The 24138-nt window shown below is 69.0% G+C and carries 24 protein-coding genes and 1 pseudogene; 14 read left to right on the forward strand and 11 right to left on the reverse strand.

The genetic code is table 11. The features are described 5' to 3' along the window. Positions 1-410 precede the first annotated feature (410 nt). A pseudogene (locus tag OHB41_RS45965) lies at positions 411-2630 on the forward strand (BamB-related PQQ repeat family beta-propellar protein); the annotation flags it as partial. A 58-nt stretch (positions 2631-2688) separates the two neighbouring features. Here OHB41_RS45965 and OHB41_RS45970 read toward each other — a convergent pair. Beyond that, complete coding sequence (locus OHB41_RS45970) at positions 2689-3639, reverse strand: RNA-binding protein (protein WP_266707678.1); 951 nt, start codon at positions 3637-3639, stop codon at positions 2689-2691. A 443-nt stretch (positions 3640-4082) separates the two neighbouring features. Here OHB41_RS45970 and OHB41_RS45975 point away from each other — a divergent pair, with 443 nt between their 5' ends. Further along, on the forward strand, positions 4083-4292 hold the full coding sequence (locus tag OHB41_RS45975) for a hypothetical protein (protein ID WP_266707680.1): 210 nt from the start codon (positions 4083-4085) through the stop codon (positions 4290-4292). A 53-nt stretch (positions 4293-4345) separates the two neighbouring features. On the opposite strand, the gene OHB41_RS45980 is transcribed toward OHB41_RS45975, so the two are convergent. Together OHB41_RS45980 and OHB41_RS45985 are read right to left on the reverse strand one after the other, a co-directional pair. After that, entirely contained in the window at positions 4346-4621 is a 276-nt protein-coding gene (locus OHB41_RS45980) for a hypothetical protein (RefSeq protein ID WP_266707682.1), read from the reverse strand. Positions 4622-4949: 328 nt separating this feature from the next. Continuing rightward, complete coding sequence (locus OHB41_RS45985) at positions 4950-5765, reverse strand: hypothetical protein (protein WP_266707684.1); 816 nt, start codon at positions 5763-5765, stop codon at positions 4950-4952. A gap of 433 nt (positions 5766-6198) precedes the next feature. Between OHB41_RS45985 and OHB41_RS45990 the strand changes: the two genes are divergently transcribed. Together OHB41_RS45990 and OHB41_RS45995 are read left to right on the forward strand one after the other, a co-directional pair. Then, positions 6199-6645 (forward strand): hypothetical protein, encoded by a 447-nt coding sequence (locus tag OHB41_RS45990; RefSeq protein ID WP_266707686.1) that lies wholly within the window; start codon positions 6199-6201, stop codon positions 6643-6645. A 190-nt stretch (positions 6646-6835) separates the two neighbouring features. Further along, positions 6836-7504, forward strand: a complete 669-nt coding sequence (locus OHB41_RS45995; RefSeq protein WP_266707688.1) for a hypothetical protein — start codon at positions 6836-6838, stop codon at positions 7502-7504. A 243-nt stretch (positions 7505-7747) separates the two neighbouring features. On the opposite strand, the gene OHB41_RS46000 is transcribed toward OHB41_RS45995, so the two are convergent. From OHB41_RS46000 to tnpA, 3 genes are all read right to left on the reverse strand, one after another. Next, entirely contained in the window at positions 7748-8038 is a 291-nt protein-coding gene (locus tag OHB41_RS46000) for a WhiB family transcriptional regulator (RefSeq protein WP_266707690.1), read from the reverse strand. A 473-nt stretch (positions 8039-8511) separates the two neighbouring features. After that, positions 8512-9756: a COG1361 family protein gene (locus OHB41_RS46005; RefSeq protein WP_266707692.1), complete on the reverse strand. Its 1245-nt coding sequence runs from the start codon at positions 9754-9756 to the stop codon at positions 8512-8514. Between the two features lie 539 nt (positions 9757-10295). After that, the gene (tnpA, locus tag OHB41_RS46010) at positions 10296-10724 is read right to left on the reverse strand and encodes an IS200/IS605 family transposase (protein ID WP_266707694.1); all 429 of its coding nucleotides are present in this window, start codon (positions 10722-10724) and stop codon (positions 10296-10298) included. Between the two features lie 51 nt (positions 10725-10775). On the opposite strand from tnpA, the gene OHB41_RS46015 reads away from it, so the two are divergent. From OHB41_RS46015 to OHB41_RS46025, 3 genes are all read left to right on the forward strand, one after another. Then, on the forward strand, positions 10776-11990 hold the full coding sequence (locus OHB41_RS46015) for an RNA-guided endonuclease InsQ/TnpB family protein (RefSeq protein WP_266707696.1): 1215 nt from the start codon (positions 10776-10778) through the stop codon (positions 11988-11990). Between the two features lie 172 nt (positions 11991-12162). After that, a complete protein-coding gene (locus tag OHB41_RS46020) occupies positions 12163-13023 on the forward strand; it encodes an aldo/keto reductase (RefSeq protein ID WP_266707698.1) in 861 nt (286 codons plus the stop codon). 60 nt (positions 13024-13083) lie between these two features. Next, the gene (locus tag OHB41_RS46025; protein WP_266707700.1) at positions 13084-14016 is read left to right on the forward strand and encodes an aldo/keto reductase; all 933 of its coding nucleotides are present in this window, start codon (positions 13084-13086) and stop codon (positions 14014-14016) included. Between the two features lie 431 nt (positions 14017-14447). Here OHB41_RS46025 and OHB41_RS46030 read toward each other — a convergent pair whose 3' ends face one another. From OHB41_RS46030 to OHB41_RS46040, 3 genes are all read right to left on the reverse strand, one after another. Then, a complete protein-coding gene (locus OHB41_RS46030; RefSeq protein ID WP_266707702.1) occupies positions 14448-14861 on the reverse strand; it encodes a VOC family protein in 414 nt (137 codons plus the stop codon). Next, the gene (locus tag OHB41_RS46035; protein ID WP_266707704.1) at positions 14858-15442 is read right to left on the reverse strand and encodes a dihydrofolate reductase family protein; all 585 of its coding nucleotides are present in this window, start codon (positions 15440-15442) and stop codon (positions 14858-14860) included. The genes OHB41_RS46030 and OHB41_RS46035 overlap by 4 nt, the downstream gene beginning before the upstream one ends. Positions 15443-15579: 137 nt before the next feature. Next, positions 15580-15768 (reverse strand): MarR family transcriptional regulator, encoded by a 189-nt coding sequence (locus OHB41_RS46040; RefSeq protein WP_266707706.1) that lies wholly within the window; start codon positions 15766-15768, stop codon positions 15580-15582. Between the two features lie 429 nt (positions 15769-16197). On the opposite strand from OHB41_RS46040, the gene OHB41_RS46045 reads away from it, so the two are divergent. The 4 genes from OHB41_RS46045 to OHB41_RS46060 all read left to right on the forward strand — a co-directional run bounded on the left by OHB41_RS46045 (position 16198) and on the right by OHB41_RS46060 (position 20414). After that, entirely contained in the window at positions 16198-17037 is an 840-nt protein-coding gene (locus tag OHB41_RS46045; RefSeq protein WP_266707708.1) for a patatin-like phospholipase family protein, read from the forward strand. Positions 17038-17409: 372 nt separating this feature from the next. Then, a complete protein-coding gene (locus OHB41_RS46050) occupies positions 17410-17847 on the forward strand; it encodes a hypothetical protein (protein WP_266707710.1) in 438 nt (145 codons plus the stop codon). Positions 17848-17981: 134 nt separating this feature from the next. Further along, on the forward strand, positions 17982-19061 hold the full coding sequence (locus tag OHB41_RS46055) for a lysylphosphatidylglycerol synthase transmembrane domain-containing protein (protein WP_266707712.1): 1080 nt from the start codon (positions 17982-17984) through the stop codon (positions 19059-19061). 147 nt (positions 19062-19208) lie between these two features. Further along, positions 19209-20414 (forward strand): ABC transporter permease, encoded by a 1206-nt coding sequence (locus tag OHB41_RS46060; protein ID WP_266707714.1) that lies wholly within the window; start codon positions 19209-19211, stop codon positions 20412-20414. 476 nt (positions 20415-20890) lie between these two features. Here OHB41_RS46060 and OHB41_RS46065 read toward each other — a convergent pair whose 3' ends face one another. Further along, positions 20891-21493: a TetR/AcrR family transcriptional regulator gene (locus OHB41_RS46065; protein WP_266707716.1), complete on the reverse strand. Its 603-nt coding sequence runs from the start codon at positions 21491-21493 to the stop codon at positions 20891-20893. Positions 21494-21853: 360 nt separating this feature from the next. On the opposite strand from OHB41_RS46065, the gene OHB41_RS46070 reads away from it, so the two are divergent. From OHB41_RS46070 to OHB41_RS46080, 3 genes are all read left to right on the forward strand, one after another. After that, positions 21854-22516 carry a nitroreductase gene (locus OHB41_RS46070; RefSeq protein ID WP_266707718.1) on the forward strand — a complete coding sequence of 221 codons (663 nt, stop codon included), beginning with the start codon at positions 21854-21856 and terminating at the stop codon, positions 22514-22516. Between the two features lie 163 nt (positions 22517-22679). Continuing rightward, a complete protein-coding gene (locus OHB41_RS46075; RefSeq protein ID WP_266707720.1) occupies positions 22680-22940 on the forward strand; it encodes a hypothetical protein in 261 nt (86 codons plus the stop codon). 322 nt (positions 22941-23262) lie between these two features. Further along, positions 23263-23505, forward strand: coding sequence for a hypothetical protein (locus OHB41_RS46080; RefSeq protein WP_266707723.1), 243 nt, complete (start codon positions 23263-23265; stop codon positions 23503-23505). A gap of 273 nt (positions 23506-23778) precedes the next feature. On the opposite strand, the gene OHB41_RS46085 is transcribed toward OHB41_RS46080, so the two are convergent. Beyond that, positions 23779-24012, reverse strand: coding sequence for a GlsB/YeaQ/YmgE family stress response membrane protein (locus tag OHB41_RS46085; RefSeq protein WP_266707725.1), 234 nt, complete (start codon positions 24010-24012; stop codon positions 23779-23781). Positions 24013-24138: the final 126 nt, after the last annotated feature.

Below are 24138 nucleotides of genomic sequence, written 5' to 3' on the forward strand. Positions count from 1 at the left end.
CTGTCATCGCGCGCCGCGGTACCTGGTGGCTCCCCGCCGCCACGTACCGCGGCGTCGCCGCGTCCGGCCCACGCGCCCCGCTCCGGCGGAGGACGGGACGCAGGGACCACCGGGGTACCGACAGCGGCGAGCACTGCTACGAGCCCGTCCGCTCACGAGCCTCAACCAGTCCCGCCCCGGCCCGCACATCCTGCCCGACTGTGTTTCGCACCCGCCGGGGCCGCGGGTCCCGTTCCCGGAGGCAGCCGTTCCCCCGAGCGCGCCCGCGGACACGACCTGGGCCACCATTCGGCCACCCAATGTTTCATGCATGGACCATCCATCTCCAGTGCGGTGTTCCGCGATCTGACGAGCCTTGAACCCGAATCCCGAAGTCTCGGCGACTCTTGACCACTTGATCGGAAATCGACATGTCAGATCCCACCCACGACGCGTGCCGCCACGCAGGCGTCGGCCGCCGTGGCTTCCTCGGACTCGCCGGGGGCACGCTGGCCTCCGCCGGGCTCGCGTCCCTACTGGGAGCCGCCCCGGCGAGCGCGACACCGGTCGGCGCCCGCCCCGACGCGCCTCTGCGCTTCGCGCTGGTGACCGACACCCACGTCAACGTCGACTCCCCCCAGTCCACGGTGTGGCTGACCCAGGTGTGGGCGTCGATCGCGGCACGCAACCCCGACCTGGTCCTGCACTGCGGGGACATCACCGACACGGGTCGGCCGGAAGAGTTCGACCGCTACGCCGAGGTCCTGCCCACCGCGCTGCACGGCAAGATGCACTACTCCCCCGGTAATCACGACGTACGGTGGGACCCGTCGGCAAAGGAGGAATACCGTACCCACTTCGGCCCCGCGCCCTACTCCTTCGACGCGGGCGGTGTGCACTTCATCGGCTTCGACCCCACCGAGGTCCTCCAAGAGCCCGGGCACTACGGCCCCGGCGGCCTGGAATGGCTGAAGGCGGACCTGAAGCGACTGGGTCCCCGTACGCCCACGGTGCTCTTCCAGCACTTCCCGATGGGCAACACCTTCTACTACGTCGACGACCAGCCTGAAGTGCTCGACGTCCTCGCGGACCACAACGTGCGCGGCATCTTCGCCGGCCACATCCACAAGGAAGTGGTGAGCGGTTTCAACGGCCTCACCCAGGTCGGACTCAACGCGGTTCGCAACGGCGCCCTGTACTACTGGGCCGAGCGGATCGAGTCGGGAGACGGCGCCCCCGCACTGCGGGTCAGCCGGGTCAACATCGCAGCCGACGGCTCCGAGACCGAGGCGCCGGTGGCCGACATGCCGCTGGCCGGCGACGGCCGGGGCCGTCCGCAACGCCCCCACGCCGTCAGTCTCGGCAAGGTCGACCGCGGTCAACTCCCGGTCACCGTCCGGCTGGACAAGGACGCCCGGGCCACCTCCGTTGCCGTCGACCTCTACCCGCAGACGGTCTTCGGCGGCGCCGCGACTCCGGTATGGAAAAGTCTCACCCCCAGTTCGGGCCACCGTTGGACCGGCTCGGTCGACGTCTCCTCCGTCGTGCCCGGCACCCAGCGGCTGCGCCTCCAGGTCACCGGGGCGGACGGGTCCTGGTGGGAGGACACCGCCCGGTTCGAGGTCGAACGCGGCGCGGACGACCCGCGGCTGCGCTGGCAGTACCAGTTGCCGGGCTCGGTCCAGGGCGGCATCGCCCTCATCGACTCCGCCGTGAAGCCCGTGGTGGTCGCCGCTTCCACCACCGGCGATGTGGTCGCGATCCGGCCCGGCGCCCGCGACACCCACGAGCGCCTGTGGCACGCGCAGGTCGGACCGGTGTACCGCAGGCCCGCGGTCGACGCCGGCGCCCGTACCCTGTTCATCCCCTCAGCGGACCACCGGCTGTACGCGTTGAAGGCCGCCGACGGGCGGCAGAAGTGGCGCTTCGACGCCGGGGCCCCGGTACTCAGCGCGCCCCTGGTGGCCGAAGTCCACGGCCGGGAAGGGGTGTTCTTCTCCGCCGGGCAGAACCTGTTCGCGCTCGACGCGGCGAGCGGGGCCGAACTCTGGTCGGTTCCCGGACGCGGCTTCTCCTCGGGCAGGGCCGCGTCCGACGGGTACCGGGTCTACACCGCCGCGGGCGACGGCTACGCAAGGGCCCACGACGCGGCCACCGGTGAGCAGTTGTGGGCCTTCGCGATGGCCACCGGCACCGCGAACCATGTGGCCCTCTACAGCGGCTGGGACAACGTCGTCGCCACCGGAGACGGTGTGGTGGTCGTAGGCTCGGTCGCCGGTTCCTGGGGGCTGAACGCCACGACCGGTGCGCTGCTGTGGACGGTGGCCGGCAGCGCGATGTACGCCCCCACCGTCGTCCTCGACGACGGATCGGCCCTGCTCACCACGGAGTTCGGCATCATGTCCCGGGTCGACCTGGCGACGGGCAGGACCCGTTGGCAGACCAACCTGGCGGTGCGCGTCTTCAACGCAGGAGCAGTGATCGCCGACGGTGTCGCCTGGGCCCAGTCGGTCGACGGCAAGCTGCTGGGGGTGAAGCTGTCGGACGGTACCCCGCAGGGCCGACTGCAGCACAGCCTGGCGTACTCGTTCAGCACTCCGGCGATCGCTGGCGGAACACTGGTCGTAGGCGACCAGAACGGAGTCGTCGCGGGCATCGAACTGCTGCCGTACCAACTGGCCGGTGAGCCTGCGCACGAATCGAACCGGGTCACCACCGGGCACGCAGCACGCCGTCGCTGTCGGGCAGGACGGCACTCAGCAGCGGGTGATGTTCGGCGACGTGCAAAGGCAGGGCGCGGGCCGCTCGTGCGCCGGCCACCAGGGTGGCGAGTTGCTGGTGGTCGGTGTCGTCGACGATCGCGCGGCTGATCGTCCCGTCCGGTGCCTCCCAGACGAACTCCACGGATCCTTCCTCGGGAAGCCCTGTGAGGACCGTGTCTACATCCGAGGTCAGGTCGGGCCAGGCGCTCAGCAGGGCGCGCGGGCCGAGACCCGCGCGCACCGCGTCGAGGCTCTCCGGCGTAAGGCGGTGCCAGCGTGCGGCGTTGCGGACGCAGGTCTCCTCCAGGAGCAGCGCCTGCCGTGAGGCCAGCTCCGTGTGCAGTTGCGTCCAGAAGTCCTCGTCAGCGGCCTGGATGACTTCGGGTTCCTCGAGCTCCGCTGCGTAGGGGGAAGCCGCCATGGGTTCCGGGAAGAGGCCGAGTTCCCGTGTATGGGCCACGGCGTCCGTACAGGGGCGGTCGCTGCCCACGTACAGGTACTGGTCCCACCCGACGTGCACGGTGAACCTGCCTCCCGCCTCCAGCCGACACCAGACGCCCTGGTCGCGGAGCATGGCCCGGACCAGTTCCAGGGCGACCGGAAGGGAGACCTCGGCCCCGTCGTGGTAGCCGGTGAGGTCGGCAGGGAACAGCAGACCGAGGCCGTGTCCCTCAACCGGCGGCTCCGCACCGAAGTTGGCGAAACCGGTGACCGCGGGCTCGCGGATCTCCAGCCGGTCGATGCCCGAGGCGTCCGCGAAGGCGGCGACCGCCGCCAGGTACGCCGCTTCGACAGGCCCGTGGTCGCTGACCGTGTCCTCCGCACCTGTGTAGTGGCCGCGCTCATCGCGGTCGGCAGGGTCGTACTTGGTGATCCGGTGGACGAAGGCGGGTGGCACGCCGCTCCCTGGGCGGGGCGGAAGGGGTACCAGCGTAGTGACCGACTTCGGATCCGCAGGGAGGGGGTAGCACCTCTGTCCGCCGGCGGCGCGATCTGAAGCCGCACCCCAGGATGAGCGAGTAGTCGCCGGTTCTTCCGCCGTTTCGAGAAGCCGCCCCCGTCTCACGCCTGACCGGCCGAGCAGGCCCGCTACCGCGCGGGTGCCCTTCAACTGCCGGTACCCGTTGGCGCACGTGCGCGCGCCCGTCCCCGGGATCGTGCGCCTGCGCAGCGGGTCCATTCCGTGAGCGTGGCCCCGACCCGGGAGGGAGCGACCGCACGTCCGGGACCTCCGATCGAAGTCGATCACGTTCACTCGTTCGGAGTAGTAACACGCGCGGGCGCTTCCGTGACCGGCAACGGTTGTAATCCGAATGGGGGAAGCTCCCGAAGGGAGACGCCATGCGTATCCGCCGAAGTCTCGGACTCGCGATCGCCACAGCGACCCTCACCGGACTCAGCCTCGCCGGCGCCGCTGCCGCGCAGGTCGGCACGCCCCACACCAGCGTCACCCCGGACCAGTGCCAGCAAGGGGGCGGAACGGTGAGCAGCAGACCGTACGCCGGCGAGTACTGCTCGGGCGGCACATACAGCAACAGCCCCATAACGTGAGAGGGCTCCCCGGAGGGCGCCCCAGCACTTGACGGCGAGTGTCCACGGGCGGTTCAGCGAGGTTCGTGGGCTGCCAGTCGGCAGGCACCGTTCGCAGCGCCGCCCGGCACTCCGGCCTCGGTCAGCCCGTTCACGCAGCCCTGGAGGTCGCCGCTCACGCCACGGTGGCACGCCGACGTGACGGTGCCGGTGGCGTCGGCACCCGCCTGTGCTGCCATCTGAGTGCAGGCGGGGATGTCAGCGTGGGTGGCGGGGGCGACGAAAGCCGTAGTGCCGAGCGCGAGTGTCAGACCGGTGAGGACAGCGGCGACGCGGGGCGACGTGAGCATGGGGCGTACCTGCTTTCCGGGATCGTCACGCTTTCCGGGATGGTCACGCGGCCCGGTCCCGGCGGTGGACCGTGCGGGAACGGCGCCGAGCGGCGCTCGGCGAGGGCTCGCCCACGGCATCCGCCCGCGGAGCCGTCGCATGGGAACAGCCGCAGGGTGATACGCGGCCTCTCACGGGGCGGACACCACCACAGGGTGCTGCGGAGGCGCACCTGCCGGTGCTTCCACCGTACGACGGGTGGCGCCGTGTCACGAGCCGATCAGGTCCTACGCCGGCCGGCCTGCGGCCCCACAACTCACGCGAGGCTGCGGTGTCCGTCGTCGGGACCTAGCCCGCGGACGCGGCGGTATCGGCGTGCCGGGCCTCCATCGCGGCGATGACCCGCTGCCGGGCCAGCCGCCGGGCCCGCCTGAGCTTCGCGTCGGCCAGCAGGAGGGGCGCGTACCAGATCCAACCCCACACGCTGTAGGAAACGGTCCCGCTCAGCACCAGCGCCTTGTTGGTCGCGACGGCCAGCACGAAGGTGGCGACGTACGCGGCCACCCGATGACGGACCATGAGCCGCAGCGGCGCCCGCCACGGACCGGCCAGCAGTTCCAGCGCGGCCGCCACCTCGGTGGCCCGCAGGTCCTCGGGATGCGCGGGCGCCTGGCCGCCCTGCTCCAGCGCTTCCGCGACATCAGCGCTGTGGGACGTCAGAGCCGCCCGCTCGGCCCGCGCGGTCCCCGTCCTCTCCCGTACGTCCTGCCAGTAGCCCCGCCCGGCCCAGCCGAGCGCGGCCTGCGCCCGTACCGCCTCGGGCGAACCCGCCGGCGCCAGCACGGCGATCCGCTCCTTCAGCGAGGTCGCCCGACCGCTGCGCCCGGGGTACGTCCACTCGTCGGCCCGCAGACACAACTCCAGGTAGGAGACGAGCAGTCCGAGGTCCTCGGGACACTGTGCGAGCCCGGCCTCGTAGGCCTTCTCCGCCTCGGCGTCGTGGTCGTCCTCGTCCTCCGCCGCGTGGGCGAGGCCGAGCCACCGGTAGAGCACCGGATCGGGCCCGAGTTCCTCCAGGCCGGATTCGGCCAGCTTCCGGACCTGCGTGAATCCGCCCACTGCAAAAAGCTCCTCGCAGCGGTCGACGTATTCGTCGTGCGTCACGGTTCCCACCCCAGTCGATCAATAGGGCCACCTTCAGCCACACGAACCCGCTGGTCAAGGCATGTCGACGCGAGCCCGGGGCTCACACCTGGCCGGCGCCGCCGTCCACGACGAGGTCGACAGGACCGGGCTGCCGATGCCTGAACCCCCTGGGCTGAGTAGACGAGTTGCCGCGACGTCGTCTCAACGCGTGAGTCGAAGTCGCACGCTAGCGCAACGGGCGGTGTTCACAGGAGCGGGAGTCACTCAGCCTGGCCCGGCCCGACACGGCCGTGACGGAAGGCTGGGGGTGAGGTCCGACGCTCGGCCAGCGGTGGACCCGTTGGGGACCACCTGCTCGAATGGCGGCTTTACCCGTCGTGGATTGAACGACTCATCGCGGCGTGATCGGCTACGGCTGACATGACGCACGCAAGCGCTGCCGGAGGCCCTCGTGCCGTACTACCTGCTCACCGTGACGGCCTCACGGCGGACCAACCTCGGGCTGCAGGTCGAACCCGCCGTGCGAATAAGGGAACTGGCGTCACGGGTGAATGACACCGACGTCCCCATGCCCGGCGACCGCCTCCTGCTGCTTCGCCCCGACACGGGCACGTGGTGGATCGCCCCGCTGGCCTCCTTCGGCCTGGAGGCGTGGCGGAAGGACGGTCTCGTCTACACCCGCAGCGACCCAGCCGACCCGGAGTTCACACTGGCCCTCGGCGGCCGGGGAGGCCCGGAGGAGAGCCTCCCGGTGGGCACCGAGATCTGGCTCGACGACAACGCTCCGACCAGCGGTCACCGCACCGATGGCTGGCGCCGCATCATCGCCGACATCGCCTCGGGTGACTGGCATCAGGCGGACCCGGACGCGGTCGACACCACCGTCACCGACCGCTGATCCCTGGACCCGGCAGAACGCCTCAGTCGGACACATGCCCAAAGCGGCGTCCCTGTTTGGCACATGGGGAGCCGCTCATCGGCGCTGCGGCACTCGGCGAGTCGCCGGAGTACAGCTACGAGCGACTCCCGAACTCGCGTGCTGTCAGGCGCCTCCGCCTCTGTCGCTGTGAGAGGAAATTCTCTTGTCCATGTCGATTCTCTATCGGGTTCGCGAGCCTTTTCCCGATGCGCCGATCGCGCTGTCACGAGCGCGCGCGATCATGCGCGAACTGTCCGACTGGCAGACCATCCCCTGGCCCCAACTGGAGCTGGTCACCACAGCCGAGCAGTACGCGCACGCAGTGCGCACGTTCGGCGCCGCGCTGGCCGCCTGGGATCAGGACCTGTCTGGATTCGGACCCGTCCGGGATGAACTGCAGCGCCGCGGCGTCGCGTTCGACCGGGAGGAGCGAAGCTGCCTGTTCCTTGCGGACATGCAGCTCCGTCCGGACCTGGCCGACCTGTGGCCACTGCCCGAAGGTCTGTCCCTCTCCCTGGCCAGGACTCCGCCCTTCGGCGGCCCCGAGAGCGAACCCGAGGACGACTGCACGGAGGAGGAACTGGACCTGATGGTCTCCGCACTCGGGCCTCTGACCATGAACGTCAGCTGGAACTGCGGCTGGCGGGGCCTGGCCGATTCCAAAGGCTGTGGCGTCCAGCTCTGTCTGAACAGCGTCTGGGCCGAGCAGTACGCCGAGCCGACACCCGGTGAGTTCGGGGTCTGGGTTTCCCTCGGTTCCCGCGTCGCCTGGAGCCCGGCCGGCCAGTCATGGCTGCGCGCCTCGGGACTGCCGCTCGGCGAACCCCAGACAGGCTAGCAACGCACCGGAGCGCCGCCCCACACCCGGGCGCCGCCAACTCCGGTAGGCGGCGTCCGGCCCCTCGGAGGTCTCCATGTGAATCGTCCCCTGCCCGACCCGCTCGTCAGCGCGGGGCTCCGTCGAGCACGCTGGCGTACTCGAGCGGAGGGGACGCCAGTTCAAAGACCAGCACCCGTGAAACCCGTCCGGGATTCCGCACCCTTCAGCCTCTTGTTCCGTGCGAGTGGGCCCTTCGCGTCCTCAGCCGGCCCGGGACACCATGCCGTCCCGGGCTGCTTCCAGTACAGAGAGCCAGGAGGCGACGTCCGGCTTGCGCCGCAGCAGCACTCTGCGCTCCCGCTCGGTCATGCCGCCCCACACACCGAACTCGATGCGCTCATCGAGAGCCTCAGCCAGACACTCCGTGCGCACCGGACACCCCATGCAGATCAGCTTGGCCCGCTTCTGGCGCGGACTGTCCGCGAACAGCTCATCCGCATCGGCGCTGCCACAGGCGGAGTTCTCTCTCCAGTCGGTCGTCGCACTCGTCATGGCTTCCCTCTCCCCCACCCCTGACCAAGCTGATCACACTGCTGCAGAGGCTGCCGTCCCGGCTCGATCCCCGGACCGCACGCGCCCTCCCACCCCAACCCAACCCACTCCTCCCCAACGCGGCGCCGTCGCCCCGACGCTCGGGACTGCGAACCGCGCCACTGCCGCGCAGGGCATCGGCCCCTCGTTCACCGTCCATCCCGATATACGTGACGCAACCCGCATCCGCTCACGGGTGTTGAAGGCTGCCGTACACCAACTGACCGGTGAGCCCCCGCACGAATGCCCCGATGAGCAGCCCGACGGCGCGGACCGCCCCGGCATTCGTCACGTGGTCACCACGCTGCCCGTGAGGATGGCAGTCGCGCCGTACAGCAGCCTGCCGCGGACCGGTGGGTGTCGTCCGACAGCAACACACCAGGTACAGGGCTCGAATTGGTATTCAGACGGCTCTGAGATGGGGCGTCCGCACGTCACCGTGTCCTGGCGCCGCGGCGGCGTCGGGCGAGCAGCACGAGGGTGCCGCCGGCCGTGACCGTCGCCGCGGCCGAACCGGCCAGCTCGGCAGTGCCGTTGCCGCCCGTGGCGGCGAGGTTGCCCTGCGGGCTCGTGCCGGACGAGTCACCGGTGGGGCTGTCGGTGGGCGCAGGGGACGTCGAGCCGGTCATGGTGTGGGGGCCGCCCGTCGAGGGGTCGTGGGTGTTGTCACCGCCGCTCGTGCCCGTACCCGTACCCGTACCACCGTGTCCTGTCCCGCCGCCGGAGGTGGTGCCGCCCGAGCCGCCCGTTCCCGGGTCGTCGTCCTTGGCCACGTCCACGTGGAGAAAGGCCGTGTCGTTCGCCGCGTTCTTGTCGTAGTCCTGGTGGGTGCCGTAGACGGAACTCGCCCGGACCTCTCCCTCGGTGTCGTGCGCCTTGCCGCCGACCTTGAGGACGAAGGTGTAACGGAGCGTCTGGCCGACCTCGATGAGGTTGTCGTCGTGCCAGCACACGTAGACGGGGTGCCCTGGCTCCGACGGACCGGTCGGCGAGTCGATCCCGAAGGGGGCGCACTCCTGCGGGACCTGGACGGCGGTGGTACCGGCCGGAACGTGCACCATCAGGCCCGGCTGGTCGTCGCTCTGCGTGTTGTGGATCCAGCCGGGTCCGTCGTTGCGCAGGGCGGCCGTGACGGTGACGGTGTGCCCGCGCCGGCCCTTCGCCCGGTCCCCGACCGCCACGAGGTCGGCCGAACTGTCCACCGTCAGAGGCATACGGTGATAGCTGTCGCCGTACCCCTCCTTGCCCGGTACATCTCCCGTGGGGCCGGTGCCGTACTCGACGGACTCCATGAGGCCCTTGGCGAGCCCCTTGAACCGTACGGGCACGGTGAGGGAGGCTCCCGGTTCGACGACGGTGTCCAGCCTGCACCGTGCCTGACCCACCTGGTCGGCGTCGGTCGAATAGGTGCACCCCTCGGTGTGGTCGGTGAAGCCGAGCCCCCGGGTCAGCCGCACCTGGAAGAGGACGCCGTGCGCGGCCTCCGTGCCGGTGTTGGTGAGGGTGACGCTCTTGTCGTACGTCCCGCCCGGCTCGAGGGCCGGGGTCGGGAGCGTCGAGACCACCAGCTGCACACCGGAGGCGTCGGCGTGCGCGACGGAGGCGGACAGTGCGGGGACGGTCATGCCGAGCACGGCGGTGGCCAGGGTTGCCGTTCGGCGGAATCGTGCACGCACCACGGAATCTCCTCCAGGGACAGGAAAAAGCAGGACGGCGGTGGCTTTTTCCGTCCGCCGGTTCACCTTCTGGACACCTGGAGGGTCACCTTAGTTGTAACGACCAGTTGTTTTTGACCTGTTCATGGGATCTGGCGGGCTCTCCGACGGTGGCCGCGACGTGCTGTCCTGACCTCCTGGACCGCCCTGGGGTGCGAGCGGCTGTCGAATCCGCTAGCGCTTCGGCCACGCGGGTTCGCCGGGATAGGCGATCAAGGCAACCACATCTTGCACCGGTCGACATGGTGTCGCAGACGCCGACACCAAGCCTGCGTCAGCCACTACGAACGACGAGGCCACAGCCCCTGAAAGCCTGCCCAGCGACCAGAACCAGCACTGTTGCAGCACTTCAGTGACACTCCTCGCCAAGCACGACAAAAGTGTGTCCGCCGCAGATCATCCCTGATCTTGCGTGGGTACCCCCGGCTTCAGCCAGGGAGGGAAACGCGTCCTCGTCCCGGAGGCACGCGGCGCCTGAGTTGACTTCGTCTCTGTTTTTACGGTCAGACAGGCCGCTTCTGGCTTTCGATGTACTGACGGATCACGGTCAGTGGTGCACCGCCGCAAGAGCCGGAGAAGTAGGAGCGCGACCAGAACACCGAGCCCATCCCGATGCGGTGTAGCCGGCCGGTGTACTCGGCCCGCAGGTAGCGGGAGCTGACGCCCTTGAGGCTGTTGATCAGCTTGGACAGGGCGATCTTCGGCGGGTAGTGCACGAGCAGGTGGACGTGGTCGGCTTCGCCGTTGAACTCGCGCAGTTCCACTTCGAAGCTGGTGCAGACCTCCCGCATGATCTCTTCGCAGCGCTTGAGCATGGTGTCATCGAAGACATCGCGCCGATATTTGGTGACAAACACCAAGTGAGCATGCAGGTGGTAAGCGACGTGACGTCCGGTACGGACATCAGGGTTTGGTTCCCAACGCGGTGACATACACCAAAGGTAGAATCTTCTTTGGAGCTGACCAGGAAGGGGGTGGGCCGGATGATCCGTGCGTACAAGTTCCTCATGCGGCCCACCGTTCGCCAGACAACCGCGCTCGGCGAGATGCTGCGAGACCATTGCTCGCTCTACAACGGAGCCTTGCAGGAACGCCGCGACGCCTACCGGCACGCCTCGAAGACGAGCGTGACGTACGGGCAGCAGTCCGCGCAGCTCAAGGACATCCGGGCGTTCGACCCGCAACGTCAGGCTCGCTGGTCGTTCTCGTCGCAGCAGGCGACGTTGCGCCGTCTGGACAAGGCGTTCGCCGCGTTCTTCCGCCGGGTCAAGTCCGGCGAGACGCCGGGCTACCCCCGTTTCCGGGGCAACAACTGGTTCGACACCGTCGACTTCCCCAAGGACGGCGACGGCTGCCGCTGGAACTCCACCCCGCACGACCCGGTCACCCGTGTCCGCTTCCAAGGCGTCGGGCACGTCAAGGTCAACCAGCACCGGCCCGTGGTCGGCAAGATCAAGACCGTCTCCGTCAAGCGCGAAGGCAAGCGCTGGTACGTGATCCTGACCGCCGAGCAGCCCCAGCCAAAGCCGCTGCCCGCGACCGGCAGCGTGGTCGGCATCGACATGGGCATAGCCAACTTCCTTGCTGACTCCAACGGCGAGTTCGCGCCCAACCCGCGCCACGGCCGCCGCGCCGCCGCGAAACTCGAAGCCGCACAGCGGGCGCTGTCCCGCTTCCCCCGGGTGCACCGTGACAAGCGCACCAAGAACCACCAGCAGGCCGTTCAGAAGGTCGCCGACCTGCACCGCAAAGTCCGGCACCGCCGCCTCGACCACGCACACAAGACCGCCCTCGACCTCGTGCGCGCACACGACTTCATCGCGCACGAAGACCTCAAGATTCGCAATATGGTCAAGGCTCCCGCCCCGAAGCCGGACCCCACGACCCCAGGCACCTTCCTACCCAACGGGGCTGCCGCCAAGGCCGGACTCAACCACTCGATCTCGGATGCCGGATGGGGGGTGTTCCTGACGATCCTGCACGCCAAGGCTGAAAGCGCCGGACGGGAAGTGATCGCCGTGGACCCCCGCAACACCTCCCGCACCTGCCCCGAATGCGGGCACGTCGCAGCGGAGAACCGGCCCGCACAGGAGAAGTTCCACTGTCAAAACTGCGACCACCAGACGCACGCCGACACCGTGGGCGCGCTCAACGTTCTACGGGCCGGGCTGGCCCGTCGCGAAGCCCAACCGGCATAGCGAGAAACCCCCTCGTTCACGAGGAGGAGGAGTCACTTATCCATTCCAGTTCTCAATGCCATGACCAGCAACTGTTGGACTTGCGAATCATTGATTCCTAGGCTCGGCCGGGCAGGCCTTCCGTGCGAGAAGACCTCGACCACCTGTCTTCCACATCCGGAGGGGACGTTCGATGAAGCAACGCACGATCGGCGGAAAGACGGTGTCGGCGATCGGGCTCGGCGGCATGCCGATGTCCATTGAGGGCCGCCCCGACACCCACAGATCGCTCGCGACGATCCACGCTGCGCTCGATGCCGGTGTCACGCTCATCGACACGGCGGACGCGTATCACCGCGACGCCGGCGAGGTCGGACACAACGAGGAGCTCATCGCCCGGGCTCTGCGCGCGTACGGCCGCGGAGCGGACGACGTGCTCGTCGCGACGAAGGGCGGTCACCTGCGGCCCGGCGACGGCAGTTGGACGGTGAACGGCACCCCCGCCCATCTCAAGCAGGCCGCCAAGGAGTCGGCCAAGCGTCTGGGCGTCGAGGCGATCGGCCTCTACCAGTTCCACCGCCCCGACCCGAGCGTCCCGTACGCCGATTCGATCGGTGCAATCCGTGACCTGCTCGACGAGGGCGTGATCCTCATGGCGGGCATCTCGAACGCGACCGTGGACCAGATCGACGAGGCTAACGAGATCCTGGGCGGTCGGCTCGACTCGGTCCAGAACCAGTTCTCGCCCAGGTTCCGTTCAAGTCTGCGCGAGCTGGAACGCTGCAACGAACTAGGAATCGCGTTCCTGCCCTGGAGCCCGCTGGGCGGCATAGCGAACGCGCCCGAACTCTCGGCGCAGCACGCCGCTTTCCGGGAGGTCGCGGACGAGGTGGGCGTCAGCGTCTACCGGGTGACCCTGGCCTGGGAGCTCGCCCTCGCGCCCGTGGTGGTCCCGATTCCCGGGTCCTCTCGCCCCGAAAGCATCAGTGACTCAGCGGCCGCCACCGACGTCCAGCTCACTCCCGAGCAGATTTCCCGCCTGTCGGCGGCCTGAGGCGCCCGGCACCGGCACCGGCACCGGCACCGAATACCACTTATGGACAAGGATCCGATCGTGAAGACTTTCAAGCTGCCCGGCACCGAAATGGTCGTCCCGAACATCGTGCTCGGCCTCATGCGCATCCAGGACAAGAGCGACGCGGAGGTGCGAGAGCTCCTCGCCACCGCGATGGACGCCGGCATCACATTCCTCGATCACGCCGACGTGTACGGCAGCGAGTTGCACGGTTGCGAGCGCCGTTTCGCCGAGGCGATGCGACTGAGCCCCTCGCAGCGCGAAAAGTTGATCATCCAGTCGAAGGCGGGCATCGTCCGCGAAGGCCCGTACTTCGACTTCTCCTACGACCACATCATCGAGTCGGTAGACGGTTCACTCAAGGCCCTGGGCACCGACTACCTCGACATCCTGCTGCTGCACCGTCCCGACGCGCTGGTCGAACCCGAAGAAGTCGCGCGTGCGTTCGACGAGCTCGCCACGGCAGGCAAGGTGCGGGCCTTCGGCGTCTCGAACCACACCCCCCGGCAGATCGACCTGCTGAAGCGCCACGTCAGTCAGCCGCTGGTGGCGAACCAGCTCCAGCTGTCGATCACGCACGCCCCGCTCATCGCGCAAGGCGTCGCAGCCAACATGCAGGGCCTCGACCAGTCGGTCAGCCGCGACGAGGGGCTCCTGGACTACTGCCGCCTGCACGACATCACCGTGCAGGCCTGGTCACCGTTCCAGGCCGGCTTCTTCGACGGACCGTTCCTCGGCTCGGAGCGCCACCCCGAGCTCAACGCCGTCATCGACCGTCTGGCGGCGAAGTACGGTGTGCCCTCCCTGGCCATCGCGACAGCCTGGATCACCCGGCACCCCGCCCGGATGCAGGTGGTCATCGGCACGACCACACCGCAGCGCGTCGCGGACGCCGCCCTCGGATCGGACGTACCACTGACCCGTGCGGAATGGTACGAACTGTTCCGCGCCGCGAACTACATCGTGCCCTGATCGCCGGTCCAACTCCATCCGCATCGGCCTCAGGGGCGGCCGGCCCAACTCCATCCGCATCGGCCTCAGGGGCGGCCGGCGAGATCGTGCAGCCGATGCTGGTCGAGCCGGGACGGTGGCCGGTGCTTCGCGGTGGATTTCGATCGAGCCGGATGCTCACTGCTCTGTCCGTTCCGCGCAGTCGGACAACGATGCTGCAAGCACGTCGGCGGGTTTCCCAAAGGGCAGACAGTCAACGGCGCGGGGTGCCCCCTGGAGGGCACCCCGCGTCCGCTCACAAAAGCGCGACTCGCCGCGAAGCACGCCTGCTCCAGACTGGTGCCCTGGCCGAGTAGAAGAGTCTGCCCGGACTTCTTGTCCGTGGCCGTGTCCTCGGCGAGGGCGTCCGCGTCGATGCGGGCTGACACGGTCCGCTCCGCTCACCGGACCGCTCAGGAGAAGTCCGCGGCGGTGATGCCGTCGAGGTGTCCGGGCGGCCACTCCACCAACTCGATCCGGTAGCCGTCCGGTTCGGTGAGCCATGACGTCTTCGGGCCGCGAGGCCCGCCCGGGTACCCGACAGGTCCCGGCTCCAGGCCGGCGTCGGTCAGCCGCTCCAGGGTGGCGGCCAGTGCGTCCACCTGGATCGCGAGGTGGTCGAAACCTCCGCCCACGTCGACGCGTCCGCCAGCGGGACGGTGGACGAGTTCGAGCGACGCCGCCGGTTCGCCGGGGAACTTGAGGATCACGAGGTGACTCCCTTCCCTGCTGTCGACCCTGCCCAGCTCGACATAGCCCAACACGGTGTAGAAATCGAGCGAGCGGTCCAGGTCGGTGACGCGGTAGGCGACGAAGAGCGTCTTCATGCGGCCTCTTTGGGGCGGCATACCCGGTAGCGGAGGTGCGTGACGTCTCGGTCCTCGAGCCGTCGGACGAGGTCGAGTTCGATGGGATCACCACCGAGGTGGTCGAAGAGTCGTCGGCCGTCCCCGAGGAGGACCTGCACCAGGTGGATCTCCATCTCGTCGATGTGCCCCGCTCGGAGGAGCGCTTGGGCCGCGCCCGTCCCATGGACCATGACCGGGCGGTCCCCGGCGGCCGCGCGAGCCTGACGGGCGCAGTCCTCGACGTCGGTGACGAATCGCGCGTGGCCTGGTGGCACGTCCCCGTCATCCACGTGATGGGTGAGGACGAAGATCGGCACACCGTCGTGATGGTCGCCCTGCCAACGCCCGGCGAGTTCGAAGGTCCGACGGCCCGAGATCACCGCGCCGGTCGCCAGCGCCTCTCGATGAACCTGTCCGCTGGGACCGTCCGATTCCCGGTCGTCGAGCCAGTTGAAAAGCCGCCCACCGGCGTGTCCGAGCTCCTGGCCCGGTCGATCGTCCGGACCGGCGATGTAGCCGTCCAGCGACATCGACATGTACAACCGAATCGGACTGCTCATGCTGGCCTCCCTCTCCCCTCCATGCCATGGGGATGCTCCGCTTCCCGCCCCGTCGGGGGGCCGGAATGTCAAAGGGGAGGACTTCAGGCGGCAGGCAATCTCATCGGCCCGACGAGGCGTAAATCAGGAGCAGTCGATCAGCTGCGGTGATTCAGGCTGCGTGGAGCCTTCACAGTCCGTGAACCGTCCGGGTCCGTGACGGCCTGCGCCGAGCCGGCCTCCTTCAGTCGGGCGACAGCCGTCGACACCTGACTCTGCGGCAAGCCGGTGCGTGCGGCGATCTCGCCCACCACGCTGTCGGGATGGGCCGCGATGTCGCTGGCCACGACCAATACCGTCCGAGTCCTGCCGGCATACCGCGCGGCGCCGCCGGGGGGGGCTCGGCTAGCGCGGCCTCGCCGATCTTCATCAATGCTCGGCTGCAGCCTCGGCGCCGTCACCGGTCCGCACGCCGCCATGCCGCACCCCGACCAGATACACGCGGCGGGAACGCGGGATCGTTCGTTGGCCGCGCACCGGTGGGCCTCCTTCGCGCCTCCTGTGGGGGCGTCGGCGAGGGCTTTGGCGGCGAAGGCTTCCCCTCTCACAAGGAAAACGAATGTTCGTCTTGACGTCTCTTCCGTCCGTGCCGCAGGATGGAGACCGTTAAAAAGAACGATTGTTCCCGGAAGGGCGGAGGCGGCGTGAGTACCCTGCGAGCCGGAAGACCGGCGATCGCTCCGTTTCAGGTTCCCCGGGAAGACGGGGTCCTGCCCATGCCTTCCACGGCTGAGTCGGCGTCGCCCGACGTCGTGGCGTTCGTACTGCAGGGCGGTGGCAGTCTGTGCGCGTCACAGGTCGGCGCGCTGCGGGCGCTCACGCGGGCGGGGATCACGCCAGATCTCGTAGTGGGGTCTTCGGCTGGTGCGCTCAACGGCGTTGCGTTCGCCGCCGACCCGAGCATCGAGGGCATCGACCGGCTGGAAGCACTGTGGCTGAACATCAAGCGTCGGCACGTCGCACCGATTTCCCTCCGGACTCTGGTCATGGCCGTGGTGGGGCGTGGGGAAGCGGCCGTCTCGAGCGCGGGCTTGGGGAAGTTGCTGCGGTTCGGGGTCGGCGTCGGACGGCTCGAGGACGTCGTCGTGCCGGTGCACGTCGTGGCGACCGATTTCGAGACCGGCGCCGCGGTCGTTCTGTCCCGGGGGAACGCCGTCTCAGCGCTGCTCGCTTCCGCGGCCTTCCCGGGGTTGTACCCTCCGGTGCGCGTCGGGGAGCATCGGCTCATCGATGGTGGTGTGTCGGCGGACACGCCCGTACTCCAGGCGGAAGCACTCGGCGCGACCAAAATCTACGTGCTGCCTGCTGCGGTCACGAAGCAGACGGGCCGTCAGGCGCATGCGGTCCTGTTCGCCGCCTACCAGGCAGTGGGCCACATCCTGGATGAGCGCGAGCGGCGGGACGTGGCGGCGGTACGCGGGTCGGTCGTACGTCTGCCGGCCGCCGACACCCCGGTGGGTAGCCTCATCGACTTCAGCGACACCCGGCGGCTGATCCAGGCCGGCTACTCGCTCACCCAGGACTGGCTCGCACGGCAGCCCGCGGTCATGGCGTGAGAACGCCCGATGGCCAGCGTGCCCCCGTCCGTGCGACATCCGCTTCCATGGCCCTCGGCTTCACCGGTCGGGCACGGGTTGCCGAGACGGCGGGGGGAACTGCCGCCGGGCCGAGGAACCGGCCGGGCCCGGTCACCCCTGCCGGTCGCCCGGAACACTCCCGAACCGGCCTGGGCAGGCCGCCCGAGTCCCCACCCGAAGCTTCCCCCTAGGCAGTCCACCATGATCTATCCTCCCCTTCCCCTGCCTCCGGGCGCCGGGGACCACCCGGATGTCGGTCGCAGGCCACCAGTCAGCGGCAGCGGCGAGGCCGACAGCTGGCTGTGCGGTCGGCGTCGCGGCCAGGCCTCCTCACCTCTGCCCCTGCACCTCGTGGAAGCCTTCCTCGTCAGCCGTGCCGGCAGAAGACCGGCAGAAGGTCTGGTGCGCTTTCGGATATCGGACAACGTCGAAGAGCGCCGCTCCCGGCGCTCTTGGTCGCGCCGTACAGACGTAGGCCGTCAACTCGCCGGATCTGCAGGAGAGCTGCGGCTGGTCCGCTACCGCCCCGTCGATCAAGGCGTCACTTCCCGGGCCCCCATCGCCGTACTCACGATCAACGGCATCACCGACGTCGCACCCCTGGCGCGTCTCGACGTCGCCGACCCATTCCCCTGCGCCGTCGGCACGGGACGGGGCCGTGCCGCACCCGCCGGCCTTGACGTTCATTTCGTCGCGCGCCTGTGGAACCTGGCGTTCCCGGAGCGCACACGATGCCAGGTGCACCTAGAGGGCTCGTTCCGCGTCCTGCCTCACTGGCCGTCGCAATGATGTGCGGGTCGCACGGAGCCGATACCGACAGCGACAGCGACAGCGACAGCGCACACGATCAGGACGCGGACACGGCAGGCCGTGCGGAGCAGGCTCACCGGCGTGCGGAGCAGGCTGACCGGACAGGCCGGTTCATGTCCCTGCTGCCCTTGCGCCGGCGCAGTGCGCTGATGGGAGGTGCCGTCGCGGTGGCGATGAGTGCCGAACTGGTGCTGATCGCGCCCTACACACGTCGGGCCGCAGGGGAGATGGCCCAAGCCCAACTGGCGTGGATCCTGCCGGCCGTTGCCGGCGAGTTGATTTCCATGATGATGTTCGCCCGCCTGCAACGGCACGCGCTCGGTACCGGCGGACTACGCGTCCGGCTCGGTTCTGCCGCAGCCACCGTCTTCGCCGGCAACGCGGTGGGCGCGACCCTGCCCGGCGGTAGCCTGCTCTCGATCACCTACCGGACGCGCCGCATGCGTTCTTGGGGAGCCAGCGCGTCTCAGATCGGTTTTGCGCACGCGGCGACCGGTGTTCTGAGCACGGTCGCGCTCGCCTTGTTCGCCGGCGCCGGTCACCTTCTCTCGGGCGACAGCGCTCAGCTCCTCTCGGTCGCCGTCCGCGTCGGGGCGATCTGTGCCCTCACCAGCGCCGTGTTCGCGTTGGTCCGCCATCCCGCGGTGCTGCGTCGGCCCGTGCGTGCTTTGCTTCACCTGCTGCGCGGGCTGCGCCGCGGCGCCGGGGTACAGACGTCGGCCGACCGGTTGCTCGACGAACTGGCCGCCATGCACCCCCCGGCCCGGTTCTGGGCGTGGGGACTCGGCCTGGCCCTGTGCAACTGGGGTGGCGATTTCGCGTGCCTGCTCGCCGTATGCCATGCGGTCGGAGCATCGCCCCCGTTGAGCACGGCGCTGTTCGCCTACATCGCCGGGATGACAGCCGCGTCCGCGGTGCCGCTGCTGCCCGCGGGAATCGGCGTACTCGACGCGGCCCTGGTCCTCACCCTGCACCACGGTGGGGTACCCGTCAGCGCCGCCACAGCCGCCGACCTCCTCTACCGGACGATCACCCCGGGACTGGTCGGCATCACCGGATGGGTCCTGCTGGTCCAACAGCGCCGACGACCAGCCCGCCCTCACCATGTGCGCGAGTCCGGCGACCACGCCCGAACCGTTTCGGCAGCCTCCGACGCGACGGCGAAAACTAGCACCGTGACCTGCAGGACGTAGACCAGGCGTAGCCGGCGCCTGGCCTATGACCCCCGGCACCCCGCGAGGCGGGCCGCTCCCCGCAAGAAAACGAATGCTCGCATTGACGCGCGGGAGTGTCGGCGGCAGACTGAAGCCTTAACAAAACGATCGTTCGTCTTTTTAGGGATGACCATAGTGAAGAACCTGTCGGCGGGACCGCTCTCATGGCGCCGGACCGTCATCATGACCGTGGCGTTGCCGCTGGTGATCTCGCTGGCCGTGATGGCGTACGCCTGGCCCGCATCGCGCATCGCGCCCCGCGATCTGCCCGTGGGTGTCGTGGGCGCGAGCACGGCCGGCCAGAACGCGGTCGAGGGCCTGGCGCACAACAAACCGGGCGGATTCGACTTCCACCTCTACCCCGACCAGGCGTCGGCGCGCTCCGCGATCAAGAACCGGGAGGTCTACGGCGCCTTCGTGGTCACCACCGGCAACGTCACGGTGCTGGAAGCCACTGCCGCGAGTACGTCCGTGGCCCAGTTGCTCACCACGACGGGCCAACAACTTGCCGCCCACGCAGCCAAGTTGCCTGCGAGTCACGCCAAGCCGGCCGCCGGCACATCCGCTGGGCCCTCCGCGGGGAAGAGCCTGGCCAAGCCCGTGCCCAAGGTCAGTCTCCGAACGGCGGATGTCGTGTCCACCTCTGCCGACGACCCGCGGGGGGTGGTCTTCAACTCGGCACTCCTCCCCCTCACCATATGCAGCATTCTGATCGCAGCTCTCATCGCGATGTCGGGTGCGCAGATGCCGGTGTGGCGCCGGCTCATCGACCTGCTCGCCGCGTGCGCAGCAACGGGTCTGGCCGCCTACCTGGTTGCCGAAGGTCTCCTCGGCGCCCTGCCGCACGAGCATCTGGCCACGTGGGGGGCCTTGTCCCTCACCATGCTCGCCATCAGCGCGACCAGCGTCGGCCTGATCACCCTCATCGGTCCTACCGGGATCGGACTCAGTGCGGCGCTCATGGTCTTCGTGGGGAACCCGTTCTCCGGCATCACCTCCGCACCGGAACTGCTGCCCAAAGCAGTTGGCGACATCGGCCAGTGGCTGCCGCCGGGCGCCGGCGCGAATCTTCTGCGCAGCACGGCCTACTTCGAAGGCGCCGCATCCGGTGGCCACATCGCCGTCCTCGCCCTGTGGAGCACTCTGGGGCTGACCGCCGTCGTCCTCGGTCGCCGAACCCCCGCCGTCGCGAACGCGACGCTCGCAGCACAGCTCGCCGCTGCCGACGGCAGGAGCGCGGATTCACCGGCCGGAAACGAGACCCCGACGTCCTTGCCGTCTTCACCCACGAACCGTCCGCACTCGCACGCCCGGCACACGGCCCAGGAATGAGGCAGCCGGTCATCCTCACGGTGGCGCGTGTGGTCGCACCAGCCAGATGACGCCCTCCAGGAGGCCCGGATGCGCCGGCAGACCCACGCCCCCTCCACAGACCAGCAGACCAGCAGAGGACGGAGATCGCCGGTCAGTCCCCGGCCGGCGCTCGCCGACCTGTCAGCCGGGCCCGAGGGCATCTGACGGCGGAGACCTGTCAGCAGGGCCTGCGGGCATCTGACGGCGGAGAAACGCGCCACTGCCAACGCCGCTGACTGCTACCGGTTCCTGACGGCTTTCGCGGGGGGTGCCCACGCGGGAAACGTGGCCGCGCTGGGGAGGTTCTTCGCGCACGAGGTTGTCTCGTACGCCGAGGGCAGGGGCGCCGCGAAGGCCGCGTAGTTCCCCGCTGTCGGCCGTCGTCAACGACGAAGTACCAGCACGCGTCTGCCGAGCGCTTCTGGTCGGGCGTCACGGTGCGACGGGTCGACGTGTCAGGACGTCGCCGGATCCGGCCAGAGAGCCCGCAGGGCGTCCGAAACGCCCTCCAGCGCCTTGGAGTCCCCCATCGCCAGCTGGAGAATGTAGCCGGGCAGCATGCACATCAGTGTGGCGGCGATCGCTTCCGCGGACACCGCGCGTGTGAGGTTGCCGCCCTGCTGGTTCTCGCGAATGACATCGGTCATGGCGGAGCGCATCTGTGCCATCAGGTCGTCGAACTGTTTGGCCAGAGAGGGGTTCCGCAGTGATTCGGACCAGGCCAGAACGGCCAGCCCGGCGACGTTCTGCTCAGCGGTCTTCGTCTTCACGATTTCGAGGACATCGGCGAGGAGGTCCCCGATCGAACTGCTGGGCCGGTTCCTGGCGACGCTGTTGACCATCGCGAGGACGTCACGCATGTTCTCCTCGACGATCGCCGTGATCATCTCGTTCTTGCTGGCGAAGTGCCGGTATACGGCGCCGGCCGAGAGGCCCGACTCCGCGAAGAGATCCTGCATGGAAGTCGAATGGAATCCCTCGCGCAGGAAGCAGCGGCGCGCCGCGTCCAAGATCTGCGCACGGCGGGCGTCCATGTACTCCTGCGTGACCTTGGGCATGGTTCCATCCTATGCGGAAACAAAACGAACCTTCGTGTTATCTTAGCATACGGAGGATACGCCCACCCGTCCTCCGGGTTCGCGCTGCCGTTCTCCGGGTTCGCTGTACACACTGCGCCGTCGGCCGCCACCGGAGGTCGGACCACTTCGGCCATGCGCCGAGCAAGTCACAGACCTGGCGGGACGCGGACGCAGGGCACAGGGCCGACGGCGGCCCGGTCGGCGAGGCTCCGCCATACCTACCGCCGGCCATCCGCGCGCGGTTCCCGGCAGGCCCATCACACAGGAAGTAGCCCAGGGCTGTCACATTTCACGCTCTTCTGCGGTCGGTGAAGTGAGAGCGGATGGAGGTGGGAAGCCGTGGACGTCTATGAGGCAGTCGCAAGCCGACAGGCAACGCGCGCATTCACCGACAGGCAGGTGCCCGGCGAGGTACTGGAGCGAGTGCTGCACGCAGCGGCCTGGGCACCGTCGGCATCGAACCTTCAGCCGTGGCACCTCTACGTGCTGACCGGTGAGCCGCTGGCCACGCTCAAGAAGCGCGCCGGCGAACGGGTGGCCTCGGGCGACCCCTGGGACGAACCGGAGTACGAGCAGTATCCGCCGGTGCTGGAGTCCCCCTACCGCGAGCGCCGGTCCGCCTTCGGCGAGCAGCGCTACGGTGCGCTCGGCATCCCGCGCGAAGACCTGGAGGCACGCCAGCGGGCCGCGGCCGCCAACTGGGACTGCTTCGGCGCGCCCGTCGCGCTGTTCTGCTACATCGACCGTGCCATGGGCCGACCCCAGTGGTCCGACGTCGGCATGTATCTGCAGACCGTGATGCTGCTGCTCCGCGCCGAAGGACTGCACAGCTGCGCACAGATGGCATGGGCGAAATACCGCAAGACCGTGGCGGAGGTCCTGACACCCCCGGACGAGCTCATCCTCTTCTGCGGCATGTCGGTCGGATTCGAGGACATCACGGCGCGGGCCCCTCGTACAGGCCGGGCACCGCTGGGCGAGACGGTGACCTACGTCCGCTGACGATGAGCAAGGCAAACCACGACAGCCCGACTACCCGACAGACGGATCCAACCTTGCCGACTGTCGAGCAGCGGCAGGCCGAGCCCTCTCCACCCGGCCCGCTCCCGGCGCCCAGGTCACGCCCGCGAACCGACCCCGCTCGTCCGCTCGCGTTGTGCACCCCGTGAGCGTTGCAGAGCACCGTGTCCGACGGCACGTGGCCGCCCACGTGGTCGGTGCCGGCGGTCAGTCTCTGCACGACGCGCGGCCGGGCGCCGTGCCGCAGCGGGTGTGTGGCGATCTCGGCGCCCTTCCAGTACGGCGGCACGTAGGAGTCGACCCCGGCGGAATCGGCGGGGTACGCGTCCTCGCCGTCGCGGCCGCCGGTACGACGGGCATCCGTGCCGCCGGAGCCGTCCCGGAGCCGGGGGCCCAGTGGACGTAGGTCGGACCAGCGGGCAGACCGGGAATCTCCGCGGTGGGAAACACCGCGGAGGCACCCGCGCGGCCTTCCGCGCCGAAGCGTGGCAAGCGCCGCCCGCCAGTACGCCCCGGGCCCGCCCTACCGCACCTGCGCATCACCGGGCTGAACACCCAACTCGGCAGCCTCATCGAGGCGACCAGGCCTGCTCGCGCTTGGACCCGGTACGCGCGTCCGTCCTCCGGTCGTGGTGTGCGGGGTTCGCAAGCGAGCGTCATTGCGGGCCACGCGGCGTCCATGCGGCGGCAGTTGGTGCAGCGCCGGGATCGCGGGTAGGCGGACCTGTATGAGTCTTTCGAGGCCGGTGAAGTTTCTGCTGCTGTTCCTTCTGGCGTTCGTGGGAGTAGTGCTGTATCTGCACTTCGGCAAGGACGAGGATTGGAGCAGTTCCATGCTCCTCGGCCTGATCGCGGCACCGTTCTTGGTGGCCATGTGGAAGTTCCGGGACTGGTACATGAAACGTGCGCAGAGGGCAGGACGGAACTGGCGTGCGGCCCGCGACGAGCGCAAGCACGCGCGCGGCGCCTGAGCAGTTGTCGCCCTTTCAGATGGCAGTCCCCGAGGATGCTTTGGCGCGAGGGCGCTCGACTGCGAGGACGTCGTCGCCCTCGGCCGTGGCATATCAGAAGTACCGCTGCATTCCTGCCGCTCGATCGGGGTGAGGCTCTCGTTCCGGTCAGCGACACCGTGTCCATCACCACGGAGTGCGGCTACGACGCCTCCGGGCACCAGACCGCCGACACCGACGGCAATGCGACACCACGCTGATCTACCAGTACAACGCACCGTCCCAGCCCAAGACTTACGGGACATCACCCAGAAGGCGGTCCAACCCGGCAACACCGAAAGCAGCGAGGGCAATCTGGAAGGCCAGCTCGATCCAGTCGACACCCTGGGTGTCCGCGACGTCGAACACACCGGCGATGGCTGTTCCGAGCAGGGCGGCGGCGATGCCGACCACAATGGTCGACAACACCCCGACGTGCTGACGGCCGGGAAGGGTGAGACGGCCCAGGAGACCGATGGCGATGCCCATCACGAGGGCCGTGACGACCCCTGAGATCTCCGTGCCGTCTGCCTCCTCCTGCTTCTCCGCAAGATGTCGAAGTAACGGTGCCCCCGCTTTCCTGAGACAGGCCCACCGCCTTGGCCTTCGGGACGA

This window comes from Streptomyces sp. NBC_01571 (assembly GCF_026339875.1).
Classification (GTDB): domain Bacteria; phylum Actinomycetota; class Actinomycetes; order Streptomycetales; family Streptomycetaceae; genus Streptomyces.